This is a genomic window from Pseudomonas sp. R2-7-07, from assembly GCF_003852355.1.
Classification (GTDB): Bacteria; Pseudomonadota; Gammaproteobacteria; order Pseudomonadales; family Pseudomonadaceae; genus Aquipseudomonas.
This window is the reverse complement of record NZ_CP027759.1, coordinates 1,283,929-1,296,679: the sequence shown is the minus strand read 5'-3', so window position 1 is coordinate 1,296,679 and position 12,751 is coordinate 1,283,929. Positions and strand designations below refer to the sequence as shown.

Genomic DNA, 12,751 nt, shown 5'->3' with positions numbered 1-12,751 from the left:
CGCTTTAAAGCCTGGGTACACATGCCAGGCTCACCGACCGTATAAGGGACCCGAAAATGGAATTGGTTGTAAAAAGCGTTAGCCCCGAAACGTTGAAAACCGCCACCCTCGTGGTCGCTGTCGGCGAAGGCCGCAAACTCGGCGTTGCCGCCAAGCAACTCGATGAACTGAGCGGCGGCGCCATCAGCGCCGTGCTCAAGCGCGGCGACCTGGCCGGCAAAGTCGGCCAGAGCCTGCTGCTGCAGAGCCTGCCGAACCTCAAGGCTGAGCGCGTATTGCTGGTGGGCGTGGGCAAGGACGCCGAACTGGGCGACCGTCCGTTCCGCAAGATCATCAGCGCCATCCTTACCACCCTTAAAGGCCTGGGCGGCAGCGATGCGGCACTGGCACTCGATGAAATCGTCGTAAAAGGCCGTGACAGCTACGGCAAGACCCGTCTGCTGGCCGAAAGCCTGGTGGACGGCGGCTACGTTTTCGACCAGTTCAAGAGCCAGAAAGCCGAACCGCGCGCGCTGAAAAAAATCACCCTGCTGACCATCAAGGCTGCCCAGGCTGAAGTCGAGCGCGCCGTCACTCATGCAACGGCTATCGCCAACGGCATGTCGTTCACCCGCGACCTGGGCAACCTGCCGCCGAACATCTGCCACCCAACCTTCCTCGGCGAACAGGCCAAGGCGCTGGGCAAAGAATTCAAGGGCCTCAAGGTCGAAGTGCTGGACGAGAAAAAGATCAAGGACCTGGGCATGGGCTCCTTCTATGCCGTAGGCCAGGGCAGCGACCAGCCGCCACGCCTGATCGTGATGCAGTACAACGGCGGCAAGAAGTCCGAGAAGCCGTACGCGCTGGTCGGCAAGGGCATCACCTTCGACACCGGCGGCATCAGCCTCAAGCCGGGCGCCGGCATGGATGAGATGAAATACGACATGGGCGGCGCCGCCAGCGTGTTCGGCACCCTGCGCGCCGTGCTGGAACTCAAGCTGCCGATCAACCTGGTGTGCATCCTGGCCTGCGCCGAGAACATGCCGAGCGGCGGTGCTGCGCGCCCAGGCGATATCGTCACGACCATGAGCGGCCAGACCGTGGAAATCCTCAACACCGACGCCGAAGGCCGCCTGGTGCTGTGCGACGCGCTGACCTACGCCGAACGCTTCAAGCCGCAAGCGGTGATCGACATCGCCACCCTGACCGGTGCCTGCGTGGTTGCCCTGGGCGCCCACACATCGGGCCTGCTGGGCAATAACGACGAGCTGATCGAGCAATTGCTCAGCGCCGGCAAGGCCGCCGACGACCGCGCCTGGCAACTGCCGCTGTTCGACGAGTACCAGGAGCAACTGGACAGCCCGTTCGCCGACATCGCCAACATCGGTGGCCCGAAAGCCGGCACCATCACCGCAGCGTGCTTCCTGTCGCGATTTGCCAAGAACTTCAACTGGGTGCACCTGGACATCGCCGGTACTGCATGGACCAGCGGCGGCAAGGTCAAGGGCGCTACTGGCCGTCCGGTCCCCCTGCTGACCCAGTACCTGCTGGACCGCGCCAAGGCCTGAAACTGAAGATCCCGGGCGGCTATTCATATAGCCGCCTCGGGCTCCAGGAACCGCAATGACCCAAGTCGATTTCTACATCCTGCCCAGCGCCGATCCTTCAGCGCGGCTGGACTTTGCCTGCAAGCTCACCGAAAAAGCCTGGCGCATGGGCCATCGCATCTACCTGCATTGCAGCGATGCCGCCCAACGCGAGGACCTCGATGCCCGCCTCTGGCGCTTCAAGGGCGAAAGCTTCGTGCCCCACGGCCCCGCCGAATCCGAACCCGACGGCTTGGTCGTGCTGGGTCTGGGCGACAGTTGCGGCGACCACCATGACCTGCTGGTCAACCTCGACCTGAAAGTGCCGGCCTTCGCCAAGGACTTCGCCCGTGTGGCGGAAGTGGTGGTGGAGGACCCGGCTATTCGTCAGGCCGCGCGGGAGAGTTTCCGTTTCTACCGCGAACAGGGCTATTCTCTGCAGGATCACCGGCTACAACGACTTTGAGTACATGATGGACACGCCCAACCCGATGAAAAAAGACGACCACTTGCTGGACGACCTCGAGTCCATCCGTCAGTTGCTCGGTGATGATGACCTGCAACCGCCGCTGTTGACCGAATCGGTCGAGGCCGGGGTACAGATTCCATTGTTGTCCGACATGGTCGACCACCAGCCGGCTGCGCCCAAGCCCGTGGCCACGCCGCCCGCTCCCGCCGCAGAAAAAGCGCCCGACGCATTGCTGCTGCACCTGGACAACGAACTGCGCGCCGCCGCGCAACTGATCATGCAAGACGTGATCGCCGACTTTGCCCCGCACATCGAAGCCGAGATCAAGCGGCGGATGGATGCGCGGATGGAGCGACTGCTGAGTCAGTACCAATCCTGAGCCAGACAAAGATCCAATGTGGGAGGGGGCTTGCTCCCGATAGCTGAGTGTCAGTCAGTGATGTTGTGACTGATCCACCGCTATCGGGAGCAAGCCCCCTCCCACATTGGATCGCGTGCACCTCAAGCCTGTCTTCGCCTCGCCCTTCGCCCTATCCCCCGTTATACTTGCCGGCTTTCCTGAATAAATGCCAACTAGGGTCCCGCCGCGCATGGATAAGACCTATCAGCCCCACGCTATCGAAACTTCCTGGTACAACACCTGGGAGTCCGAGAACTATTTCGCCCCACAAGGTGCGGGCGACTCGTACACCATCATGATCCCACCGCCGAACGTCACTGGCAGCCTGCACATGGGCCATGGCTTCAACAATGCGATCATGGATGCGTTGATCCGTTTCCGCCGCATGCAAGGCCGTAACACGCTGTGGCAGCCGGGCACCGACCACGCCGGCATCGCCACCCAGATGCTGGTGGAACGCCAGCTGGAAGCCACCGGCCAAAGCCGTCACGACCTGGGCCGCGAGAAATTCCTGGAGAAAATCTGGGAATGGAAAGACCAGTCCGGCGGCAATATCAGCCGTCAGATCCGTCGCCTGGGTTCGTCCGTGGACTGGAGCCGCGAGCGTTTCACCATGGATGACGGCCTCTCGGAAGCGGTGAAGGAAGCCTTCGTGCGCTTGCATGAAGACGGCCTGATCTACCGCGGCAAGCGCCTGGTCAACTGGGACACCAAGCTGCACACGGCGATTTCCGACCTCGAAGTGGAGAACCACGACGAGAAAGGCTTCCTGTGGAACCTCAAGTATCCGCTGGCTGACGGCGCCAAGACCGCTGAAGGCAACGCTTACCTGATCGTCGCCACCACCCGTCCGGAAACCATGCTCGGCGACGCCGCTGTCGCGGTTAACCCGAACGACGCGCGCTACCAGGCCCTGATCGGCAAGTTCGTCGAGCTGCCGCTGGTAGGCCGGCGCATCCCGATCATCGCTGATGACTACTGCGACCCTGAATTCGGCACCGGCTGCGTGAAAATCACCCCGGCCCACGATTTCAACGACTACGAAGTCGGCAAGCGCCACAACCTGCCGCTGCTCAATATCTTCGACAAGAACGCCGCCGTACTGCCGGCCTGCCAGGTATTCAACCTGGACGGTACGCTGAACGAGAGCATCGACGGCAAGATCCCGGCCGAATACGCCGGCCTCGACCGTTTCGAAGCACGCAAGCAGATCGTTGCCGCTTTCGATGCCGCAGGTTTGCTGGTGAGCGTGGACGACCACGGCCTGAAAGTGCCGAAGGGCGACCGCTCCGGCACTGTGATCGAGCCGTGGTTGACCGACCAGTGGTACGTGTCGACCAAGCCGCTGGCCGAGCCTGCGATTGCCGCCGTTGAAGACGGTCGCATCCAGTTCGTGCCCAAACAGTACGAGAACATGTACTTCTCGTGGATGCGCGACATCCAGGATTGGTGCATCAGCCGTCAGTTGTGGTGGGGCCACCGCATTCCGGCCTGGTACGACGAGTCGGGCAAGGTCTACGTAGGCCGCGACGAAGCCGAAGTGCGTGCCAAGCACAACCTCGGCGCCGACATCGCGCTGCAACAGGACAACGATGTACTGGACACCTGGTTCAGCTCCGGCCTGTGGACCTTCTCCACCCTGGGCTGGCCGCAACAGACCGAATTCCTGAAGAAATTCCACTCCACCGACGTGCTGGTCACCGGCTTCGACATCATTTTCTTCTGGGTTGCCCGGATGATCATGCTGACCATGCATTTGGTGAAGAACGAAGACGGCACGCCGCAGGTACCGTTCAAGACCGTCTACGTGCACGGTCTGGTACGCGATGGCCAGGGCCAGAAGATGTCCAAGTCCAAGGGCAACGTCCTGGACCCGCTGGACATCATCGACGGCATCGACCTGGAAACCCTGGTGCAGAAACGCACCTCGGGCCTGATGCAGCCGAAGCTGGCGAAAAAGATCGAAAAGCAGACCCGCGACGAGTTCGCCGACGGCATCGCCAGCTACGGCACCGACGCCCTGCGTTTCACGTTCTGCTCGCTGGCGTCCACCGGCCGCGACATCAAGTTCGACATGGGCCGCGTCGAAGGCTATCGCAACTTCTGCAACAAGATCTGGAACGCCGCGCGCTATGTGCTGGATAAAGGCGAAGACTGCGGCCAGAACGGCGAAGCCTTTGAGCTGAGCCTGGCCGACCGCTGGATCATCTCGCAGCTGCAGCGTACCGAAGCCGAAGTGACCCGCCAGCTCGACCAGTTCCGGTTCGACCTGGCCGCACAAGCCTTGTACGAGTTCATCTGGAACCAGTATTGCGACTGGTACCTGGAACTGTCCAAGCCAGTGCTGTGGGACGAAAACGCGCCGCTCGAGCGCCAGCGCGGCACCCGTCGCACCCTGGTGCGCGTGCTGGAAGTGGCGTTGCGCCTGGCGCATCCGTTCATGCCGTTCATCACCGAAGAAATCTGGCAGCGCCTGGCGCCGCTGGCCGGTATCGAAGGCAAGACCATCATGCTGCAACCTTGGCCTGTGGCCAACGAAGCACGTATCGATGAGGCCGCCGAAAGCGATATCGAATGGCTCAAGACCTTGATGCTCGGCACGCGCAACATCCGCGCCGAGATGAATATCGGTCCGGGCAAGCCGCTGGCCGTGTTCGTCAAGAACGCCAGTGCCGAAGACCAGCGTCGCCTCAGCGAGAACGATGCGCTGCTCAAGAAGCTGGCGAAACTGGAGTCGATTACCGTATTGGCTGATGGCGCCGAAGCACCGCTGTCGGCGACCGCGCTGGTCGGCGACATGGAAGTACTGGTGCCGATGGCCGGCCTGATCGACAAGGGCGCGGAACTGGCCCGACTCGACAAGGAAATCGCCCGCCTGCAAGGCGAAGTGCAGCGAGTGGGCGGCAAGCTGTCCAACGCGGCCTTCGTCGACAAGGCGCCGGCCGAAGTGATCGACAAAGAACGCGCCAAGTTGGCCGAGGCTGAACAAGCCCTGGGCAAGCTGGCGGAACAACATGCACGGATTGCCAGCCTGTAAGGGCCAAACCGTGTGAAAAAAAAGAGACCTTCGGGTCTCTTTTTTTGTGCATGCGGTCAATGTGGGAGGGGGCTTGCTCCCGATGGCGGTGGGTCAGCTGGCAGATAAATGACTGACATACTGCCATCGGGAGCAAGCCCCCTCCCACATTTGAACGAGTTGGGCTCAGGATGTGTGACAATGCCCATCACTTTGAGCCAACACCAGAATCATCATGACCGCCCCCACTACGCCAAAACCTCCACGCAAGAAGCCTAAAACCGCAGCCACGGCCAAACCCGTCGCGCCGCGCAAAGAGGCTACCCTGCACCCGCGCAACCGCCACACCGGCCGTTACGACTTCCCGGCGCTGATCAAGACCACGCCGGAACTGGCGCAATTCGTGATCATCAACCCCTACGGCAAGGAAAGCATCGACTTCGCCAACCCGGACGCGGTGCGGGTGTTCAACCGGGCGCTGCTCAAGGCTTTCTATGGCATCCAGCACTGGGACATCCCGGCCGATTACCTGTGCCCGCCGGTGCCGGGGCGTGCCGACTACGTGCACTGCCTGGCCGACCTGCTGGCCAGCGTCAACGACGGCAAGATTCCGCGCGGTTCCATCGTCAAGGTGCTGGACATCGGCATGGGCGCCAATTGCGTCTACCCGCTGATTGGCTATATGGAGTACCGCTGGAACTTCCTGGGCTCGGAGGTCGATCCTATCGCCGTGGCCGCCGCCAAGGCCATCGTGCAGTCCAACGACCTGAGCAAAGTCATCCAGCTGCGCCTGCAACCCAACCCCAAGCATATTCTGCTGGGCCTGCTGGAGCCTGCCGAGCGCTTTGACCTGACCATGTGCAACCCGCCGTTCCATGCCTCGATGGATGAAGCGACCAAGGGCAGCGAGCGTAAATGGCGCGCCTTGGGCAGAGCCGATCCCAAGCGCAAGTTGCCGGTGTTGAACTTCGGCGGCCAATCGGCCGAGCTGTGGTGCGAGGGCGGTGAAGCGCGTTTCGTCACGCAATTGATCGCTGAAAGTGCGCACTTTGCCCACAAGGTGTTGTGGTTCAGCACCCTGGTGTCAAAAGCGTCAAACCTGCCGGCGATCGAGACCGCGCTGAAAAAAGCCGGCGTGTTGGAAAGCCAGGTGGTGGAAATGTCCCAGGGGCAGAAGCAAAGCCGGTTCGTCGCCTGGACCTTCCAGACCAAGAACGAACAGCAGCTCTGGCGCCAGCGCTGGGTTCGCGACTAGCCCCTCATCCCAGAAAAACCGCAGGCAACAAAAAACCGTGCCCGGATCGCTCCGGTGCACGGTTTTTTTTACTGCGTCTTACTTGTTAACAGCGTCGGTCAGGCCTTTGGCCACAACCAGCTTGATAACTTTCTTGGCAGCGATTTCGATGGCAGCGCCAGTCGAAGGGTTACGGCCAGTACGGGCAGGACGCTCGGTCACTTTCAGTTTGCCAACGCCTGGCAGAGTGATTTCGCCGCCGTTTTCCAGCTGATCAGCAACAACCTGGCTCAGTTGGTCCAGCAGAGCGCGCACGGTAGTTTTCGGTGCGTCTACTGCTTCAGCCAGGTCGGCGATCAGTTGGTCTTTAGTAATAGCCATTGTGGTGTTCCTTCCCTATCAAATTCATATGGATTGCAGAGTGCAGTGTCAGCCGTCGAGCCCGACCTTCTTGGCCTGGCACCCCGGCTATAACCTCGGAGAACGGGGTTATAGATGCTTGAAACGGGGATTGGTTCGACCTGACAAATGCTGAATGCACGCTTAACGCCGAGACTTGGCGTAAGACCGGGCAAAACTAGCACAGAGACGGGGAAATATCCGCCTCAACATACCCATTTGGTCAGCTTTATCGCTCTAAACCGTGAAAAAAAGGCATATACCCGGTCGGACAACGTCCAAAACGCCCTTCCAGGCGCGTCTTGACCAATGGGTGCGGTACACTGGGCAACTTTTTGGGGAGGCTCACCGCTCCCCTTCAACCAGCCGAGAAGCCTATGCCGATCCGTCATTGCATCGTCCACCTGATCGACAAAAAACCCGACGGCACACCCGCAGTTCTGCATGCCCGTGACTCGGAGCTGTCCGAATCCGCCGCCATCGAGAACATGCTCGCCGACCTCAACGAGAGCTACAACGCCAAACAAGGCAAGGCCTGGGGTTTCTTCCATGCCGAGTCCGGCGCGCACCCGTTCAGCGGCTGGTTGAAGGAATACTTTGACGGTGGTCAGGATTTCACCGCTTTCAGCCGTACGGCTGTGGAGCATCTGCAGAAGCTGATGGAAGAGTCCAACCTGTCCACTGGCGGCCATGTGCTGTTTGCCCACTACCAGCAAGGCATGACCGACTACCTGGCCATCGCCCTGCTGCACCACAGCGAAGGTGTGGCGGTGACCGACGAGCTGGACGTGACTCCCTCGCGCCACCTGGACCTGGGCCAACTGCACCTGGCGGCGCGGATCAACGTCTCCGAGTGGCAGAACAACAAGCAGTCCAAGCAATACATCTCCTTTATCAAAGGCAAGAACGGCAAGAAGGTCTCGGAGTATTTCCGCGACTTTATCGGCTGCCAGGAAGGTGTCGACGGCCCGGGCGAAACCCGCACCCTGCTCAAGGCGTTCAGCGACTTCGTTGAAAGTGAAGACCTGCCTGACGAATCGGCCCGCGAGAAAACCAAGACCCTGGTGGACTACGCCAGCAGCCAGGCCAAGCTCGGCGAGCCCATGGGCCTGGAAGAGCTGTCCGGTTTGATCGATGAAGATCGGCCCAAGGCGTTCTACGACCACATTCGCAACAAGGACTACGGCCTGTCGCCGGAAATCCCTGCCGACAAACGCACCCTCAACCAGTTCCGCCGTTTCACCGGCCGCGCCGAAGGCTTGTCCATTAGCTTTGAAGCGCACCTGCTGGGTGACAAGATCGAGTACGACGAAGCCGCCGGTACCTTGATCATCAAAGGCCTGCCGACCCAACTGACCGATCAGCTCAAGCGCCGTAACTGATGCTTGGCGGCGTGCTCAAGAAAGTCCTGCTGGTGCTGCTGGTGGTCGTGGTGATTCAGAACTGGGGCAAGATCGAGCGGCTGTTCAACCCCTCGCAGGTTGTTTCGGAGCAGGTACGCGCCTCGGCGCGCGTGGTGCTCTACGCCACCGAGTGGTGCGGCTATTGCAAGCAGACCCGGCGTTTCCTGGACCAGAAAGGCATTCCTTACCAGGCCTTCGATATCGAGAAGGACGCCCAGGCGCGCAAGGCGTATGAAGCGTTGGGTGGGGGCGGGATTCCGTTTGTCGACGTCAATGGCACGTTGATCCGCGACTACAACCCGGATGCGATCATGGCCGCGTTGAAGTAACACCGCAGATCAAATGTGGGAGGGGGCTTGCCCCCGATAGCAGTCTGTCAGCCAGCCTATGGGTAGCTGACCCACCGCAATCGGGGGCAAGCCCCCTCCCACATTGGTTTTGTGGTGAGGGCTTAACGCACCACAATCATCCGGCCCAGCACTGTGTGCTGCTCAAAGCCCAGCACCGCTTGCAGGGCGTTGAGCACCGCTAGCGGGTCCTTGCTTGGAAAGCTGCCGCTGACGCGTTTGGCGCCCATCTCGTCATTGAGCAACAGGATGCGGCCGGGATAATAGCGCGCCAAATCCTCGATCACCTCGGCCAGCGGCGCCTTGTAGTAATTGAGCCATCCATCGCGCCAGGCCAGGCGTGCTTCGCTGTCTACCGCATGCAGCGGCTCGGCTACACCCTCGGCGTAGGCTACTTGCTGGCCTGCCGTCAGAATTTGCTGCGGCGCCTGTTTGGAGGGCGTCACCCCAACCCGGCCGGACAACACGGTCACCTGTGCCCCCGCCGGTTGCAGGCGCACTTCGAACTGCGTGCCCAGCACCCGCGTTTCTCCGCTGCCCGCCTCGACCATAAACGGCTGGCCGGTGTGGACAACTTGGAAAAACCCGGCCCCTCGACGCAGCTGGACATGCCGCTCGCCGTGGCTGAAATCCACGGCAATGGCGCTGTCGGCGTCGAGGGTAACCTGGGACTGATCGGCCAGGGTGACGGTGCGCACCTCCCCTGGCGCCGTCACATAATCGGCGCCGAAGTCATCGACCCAACGCGACGGCTGCCAACCCGCGCCCATCGCCACCATCAACAACACACAGGCGGCCATGGCCAAGGCGCCAGACCAACGCAACGTGCGCGAGCGCGTGGAACGGTTCATCGCATAGAGATAGCCCTGCAACGCCTGCGCGTCTTCGTCCGCCAAGGCGCGTGCCGGTACTTCGCTCAACTCCCACAGCACCTGAGCCTGGGAATAGGCGTGGACATGGGCGGGGTCGGCCCGCAACCATTGGCTGAAGCTGGCTTGATCGCCACTGCTGGGCTGGTCGTGCAGCAGGCTCAGCCAGGCGAGCGCGGCCTGTTCCTGGGCGGGCGTGGGCGTCACGTTCATGGTGCTTTCCCTGGCGTGCGGGAGGGCGACGGTTCGCTCAGGCTCGCCTTGCAGGCTTGGAGGGCACGCATCATGTGTTTCTCCACAGCGCTTTGGGACACGCCCATCGCCTTGGCGATTTGCGCGTATTTGCGGCCGTGGATGCGGTTGAGCAGGAAAATCTGACGGGTGCGCTCGGGCAAACTACGCAAGGCGGCTTCGACATGGCGCAAATCATTGCCCGCTTCGAGGGCCGCCTGGGGTTCGCAGCCCTGGTTGCCCTGCTGTTCCGGCAGCCAGCCTTCATTACTGCGCACGCGGGCGCCTTCGCTGCGCAAATGGTCGATGGCGATATTGCTGGCGCAGCGCAGCAGGTAGGTGCTGAGCTCTTCGACCTGCACCAGCGGGCGACGCCAGAAGCGCAGGAACAGGTCCTGGACCAGATCCGCCGCCGTGGCGCGGCAACCGACACGGCGGCTGACCAGCGCCTCCATCTGCGAACGCTGGGACAGGAACACCTGCAGGAAATGAGCCCGCCCACCGGCGGCGTCCGGGTGCGAACGGTCTTGAGGTTTCGGCGCAGGGCTGATCATCATGGGCAACTCAGAACAGACCGAACGCCGCGACCGGGCTGGCCAGCAGGCCTACGCCCGCGAGGCTCAACGCCAGCCGAGGCCGATACGGCAGCAACAGCACCAGCAGCAAGGCGCTGAGCATCAACACCGCGCACCACTCCACCAACCCCTGGCCCCACCCCGTGACGGCCACCGCCGGCCAGGGCGACAGCGTCAGCAGCAACCAACCGGCCGCACGCAACCCCAGACGCCGTAAAGGCGAAGGCTTGCTGCGCAGCAACTCGCCGTGATGACGGTCGGTCGACAGGCACAGCGCGGTAAACCCGGCGTAGCACATGAGCAGCGCGAGCAGCATTCAGCTGGCCTCCTGTTTGAACGTCAATGCACCTGCGCGCGGCGCCTTGGGCTGCGTCGCCGCGCGGCGCTGCATCTTCCAGGCGGCCCAGCCCAGAAACAGGCCGCAGGCCAGGCACGTCAGGTCGAAGCCGGCCATGGCCCAGTCGCCACTCACCAGGGAAACGCCCAAATGGTGGGAGGTGGTCAGTGCATTGACCAACGGGATGGCCACCAACAGCAGCGCCCCCACGCTCAATTGCTCGACCCACGCCGGGCGGCCGCGCCGCAACAGCGCGTGCAGCAGGCTCAGGGCCCAGGCGATAAAGAAGGCGCGCACTTCCCAGTCGGAACGCGCGGAGAAGCTCACCGGCAACAACCGGTTCGCCCAGAAGAACAGTGCGATGGCGATCACCAGGCCGGACATGCTGGCGACATTCAGCACTTCCACCAGGCGCAGCTCAAACGGCATCACGCCGGTTTTGGCGTGCTTGAGCTGGCGCTTGCCCAGCCAGATCACCAGCCCGGTGCCGATCATCGCCGTGCCGGCCAGGCCACAGACAAAGTACAGCCAGCGCAGCACCGGGCCGGCGAAATGGCCCATGTGCAAACCGTAGAAACCGCCGCCGATGACCGCCGGCAACGACGGCTCGCTACTGGCCCGCAACAGCTCGCCCGTGGTGCCGCTGAACGATAGGCTGCTGGCGAAATTCTGCACCACGCTGTCGGACCCGGCGCGGAACACATTCACCGAGGCGTTGACGTCACTCGGATTATTCACCGCCAAGCGTCCGACATGCCCACCCGCCCACTGTTGCTGCGCCTGCTGATACATCGGCCACAATGCCAGCAAGGTGCCCGGCTGGCCGAGCGCCGGCGCATTATCGGAACTGGGGAACACCTCATTGAAGAACGCACGGCTGTCGCTGCCATACGAGGCCATGATCGGCGCCGGCATCACCATGTTCATGAAAATCACCAGGCTGCTATAGGTGATCATCAGGTGGAACGGCAACACCAGCACGCCCACCGCGTTGTGCCCGTCCAGCCAGGAACGCTGGCCTTTGCGCGGACGGAAGGTGAAGAAGTCCTTGAAGATTTTCTTGTGGGTGATGATGCCGGTGATCAGCGCGACGAACATCACCATGGCGGCGATGGTCGACAGCCAGCGGCCCCACGGGTAAGGCATTTGCAGCTGGAAATGGAAACGGTAGAAGAATTCGCCGCCCATGCTTTCACGGGCTTGCACCGCTTGGCCACTGGCCGGGTCGAGGATTTTCTGGGTGAAATTGCCGCGCTTGCCGGGGTCGACCTTGTCTTGCCACATCACCGACAGGCCGGGGTCGCGGCGGGTGGGCAAGGTGATGAACCAACGCGCGGCGGTGGGCGCCTGTTGCTGCAGATAGCGCTGCGCCACGCCGAGGCTGCGCGCGTCGTCCAACGGGTGGGCCTGCACTTCGGGCTGCATCCAGTGGGTTATTTCGTCCTTGAAATAAGCCAGGGTGCCGGTCAGGAAAATCGCGAACAGCAGCCAGCCGAAGATCAACCCCGCCCAGGTATGCAGCCAGGCCATGGCTTGGCGAAAGCCTTCCTTCATGTGCGCGCCACCCAGAAACCGATGCCCGCCAGGGTGGCGAACAGCGCGCTTGGCAGCATCACCCCCACCCAGGCACGCCATGCCGTGCGGCAGGCAAAACACCAGAGCACCGCCAGCAGGTAGAACACGAACGAACTCATCATGCCGGTGATCACCGCATCGGCGCGGGCCGTGGGCAGCCACAGTGCGAGGCAGATAGCGGCGAGGGAGGCCATCAGATAACCGCCGACCACCGCCGCCAACACCCGGGAGGTGACGGCAAGGCGATAGGACGCGGGCAGTGGGGTTTTGCTGTTCATGCGACAGGCGCCAAGTTCATCAGCACGCAATATTAATGATAAATATTCTCATA

General features: G+C 62.0%; 13 protein-coding genes. 7 read left to right on the top strand and 6 right to left on the bottom strand.

The window, feature by feature from the left end; all coding sequences use genetic code 11:
* Positions 1 to 56 precede the first annotated feature (56 nt).
* The 5 genes from C4J86_RS05745 to rlmF all read left to right on the top strand — a co-directional run bounded on the left by C4J86_RS05745 (position 57) and on the right by rlmF (position 6,705).
* A complete protein-coding gene (locus C4J86_RS05745) occupies positions 57 to 1,547 on the top strand; it encodes a leucyl aminopeptidase (protein ID WP_124369755.1) in 1,491 nt (496 codons plus the stop codon).
* Between the two features lie 55 nt (positions 1,548 to 1,602).
* The gene (locus tag C4J86_RS05740) at positions 1,603 to 2,031 is read left to right on the top strand and encodes a DNA polymerase III subunit chi (RefSeq protein ID WP_124369754.1); all 429 of its coding nucleotides are present in this window, start codon (positions 1,603 to 1,605) and stop codon (positions 2,029 to 2,031) included.
* A gap of 7 nt (positions 2,032 to 2,038) precedes the next feature.
* Entirely contained in the window at positions 2,039 to 2,413 is a 375-nt protein-coding gene (locus C4J86_RS05735; RefSeq protein ID WP_124369753.1) for a DNA polymerase III subunit chi, read from the top strand.
* A 211-nt stretch (positions 2,414 to 2,624) separates the two neighbouring features.
* Positions 2,625 to 5,471, top strand: a complete 2,847-nt coding sequence (locus tag C4J86_RS05730; RefSeq protein WP_124369752.1) for a valine--tRNA ligase — start codon at positions 2,625 to 2,627, stop codon at positions 5,469 to 5,471.
* Positions 5,472 to 5,685: 214 nt separating this feature from the next.
* Complete coding sequence (rlmF, locus tag C4J86_RS05725) at positions 5,686 to 6,705, top strand: 23S rRNA (adenine(1618)-N(6))-methyltransferase RlmF (RefSeq protein ID WP_124369751.1); 1,020 nt, start codon at positions 5,686 to 5,688, stop codon at positions 6,703 to 6,705.
* Positions 6,706 to 6,783: 78 nt separating this feature from the next.
* Here rlmF and C4J86_RS05720 read toward each other — a convergent pair whose 3' ends face one another.
* Positions 6,784 to 7,065 (bottom strand): HU family DNA-binding protein, encoded by a 282-nt coding sequence (locus tag C4J86_RS05720; protein ID WP_003188840.1) that lies wholly within the window; start codon positions 7,063 to 7,065, stop codon positions 6,784 to 6,786.
* 395 nt (positions 7,066 to 7,460) lie between these two features.
* On the opposite strand from C4J86_RS05720, the gene yejK reads away from it, so the two are divergent.
* Together yejK and C4J86_RS05710 are read left to right on the top strand one after the other, a co-directional pair.
* Positions 7,461 to 8,465, top strand: a complete 1,005-nt coding sequence (gene yejK / locus C4J86_RS05715; RefSeq protein ID WP_057701465.1) for a nucleoid-associated protein YejK — start codon at positions 7,461 to 7,463, stop codon at positions 8,463 to 8,465.
* Positions 8,465 to 8,815, top strand: coding sequence for a glutaredoxin family protein (locus tag C4J86_RS05710; protein ID WP_124369750.1), 351 nt, complete (start codon positions 8,465 to 8,467; stop codon positions 8,813 to 8,815). The genes yejK and C4J86_RS05710 overlap by 1 nt, the downstream gene beginning before the upstream one ends.
* Before the next feature lie 122 nt (positions 8,816 to 8,937).
* Here the strand turns inward: C4J86_RS05710 and C4J86_RS05705 are convergent, their stop codons facing one another.
* From C4J86_RS05705 to C4J86_RS05685, 5 genes are read right to left on the bottom strand one after another with little or no spacing between them, the layout of a single operon-like run.
* Positions 8,938 to 9,915: a FecR family protein gene (locus tag C4J86_RS05705; RefSeq protein WP_124369749.1), complete on the bottom strand. Its 978-nt coding sequence runs from the start codon at positions 9,913 to 9,915 to the stop codon at positions 8,938 to 8,940.
* Positions 9,912 to 10,490 carry an RNA polymerase sigma factor gene (locus tag C4J86_RS05700; protein WP_124369748.1) on the bottom strand — a complete coding sequence of 193 codons (579 nt, stop codon included), beginning with the start codon at positions 10,488 to 10,490 and terminating at the stop codon, positions 9,912 to 9,914. The genes C4J86_RS05705 and C4J86_RS05700 overlap by 4 nt, the downstream gene beginning before the upstream one ends.
* 7 nt (positions 10,491 to 10,497) lie before the next feature.
* Positions 10,498 to 10,824, bottom strand: a complete 327-nt coding sequence (locus tag C4J86_RS05695) for a DUF3325 domain-containing protein (RefSeq protein WP_124369747.1) — start codon at positions 10,822 to 10,824, stop codon at positions 10,498 to 10,500.
* Positions 10,825 to 12,399, bottom strand: a complete 1,575-nt coding sequence (locus tag C4J86_RS05690) for a PepSY domain-containing protein (RefSeq protein ID WP_124369746.1) — start codon at positions 12,397 to 12,399, stop codon at positions 10,825 to 10,827.
* Positions 12,396 to 12,698: a DUF3649 domain-containing protein gene (locus C4J86_RS05685; protein WP_124369745.1), complete on the bottom strand. Its 303-nt coding sequence runs from the start codon at positions 12,696 to 12,698 to the stop codon at positions 12,396 to 12,398. Before C4J86_RS05685 ends, C4J86_RS05690 begins: the two co-directional genes overlap by 4 nt.
* Between the last annotated feature and the right edge of the window lie 53 nt (positions 12,699 to 12,751).

Excerpts from the sequence above, each read along its gene's own strand:
- C4J86_RS05745 (WP_124369755.1), top strand. The coding sequence starts at position 57 with ATGGAATTGGTTGTAAAAAGCGTTAGCCCCGAAACGTTGAAAACCGCC.
- C4J86_RS05740 (WP_124369754.1), top strand. The coding sequence starts at position 1,603 with ATGACCCAAGTCGATTTCTACATCCTGCCCAGCGCCGATCCTTCAGCG.
- C4J86_RS05735 (WP_124369753.1), top strand. The coding sequence starts at position 2,039 with ATGGACACGCCCAACCCGATGAAAAAAGACGACCACTTGCTGGACGAC.
- C4J86_RS05730 (WP_124369752.1), top strand. The coding sequence starts at position 2,625 with ATGGATAAGACCTATCAGCCCCACGCTATCGAAACTTCCTGGTACAAC.
- rlmF (WP_124369751.1), top strand. The coding sequence starts at position 5,686 with ATGACCGCCCCCACTACGCCAAAACCTCCACGCAAGAAGCCTAAAACC.
- C4J86_RS05720 (WP_003188840.1), bottom strand. The coding sequence starts at position 7,065 with ATGGCTATTACTAAAGACCAACTGATCGCCGACCTGGCTGAAGCAGTA.
- yejK (WP_057701465.1), top strand. The coding sequence starts at position 7,461 with ATGCCGATCCGTCATTGCATCGTCCACCTGATCGACAAAAAACCCGAC.
- C4J86_RS05710 (WP_124369750.1), top strand. The coding sequence starts at position 8,465 with ATGCTTGGCGGCGTGCTCAAGAAAGTCCTGCTGGTGCTGCTGGTGGTC.
- C4J86_RS05705 (WP_124369749.1), bottom strand. The coding sequence starts at position 9,915 with ATGAACGTGACGCCCACGCCCGCCCAGGAACAGGCCGCGCTCGCCTGG.
- C4J86_RS05700 (WP_124369748.1), bottom strand. The coding sequence starts at position 10,490 with ATGATGATCAGCCCTGCGCCGAAACCTCAAGACCGTTCGCACCCGGAC.
- C4J86_RS05695 (WP_124369747.1), bottom strand. The coding sequence starts at position 10,824 with ATGCTGCTCGCGCTGCTCATGTGCTACGCCGGGTTTACCGCGCTGTGC.
- C4J86_RS05690 (WP_124369746.1), bottom strand. The coding sequence starts at position 12,399 with ATGAAGGAAGGCTTTCGCCAAGCCATGGCCTGGCTGCATACCTGGGCG.
- C4J86_RS05685 (WP_124369745.1), bottom strand. The coding sequence starts at position 12,698 with ATGAACAGCAAAACCCCACTGCCCGCGTCCTATCGCCTTGCCGTCACC.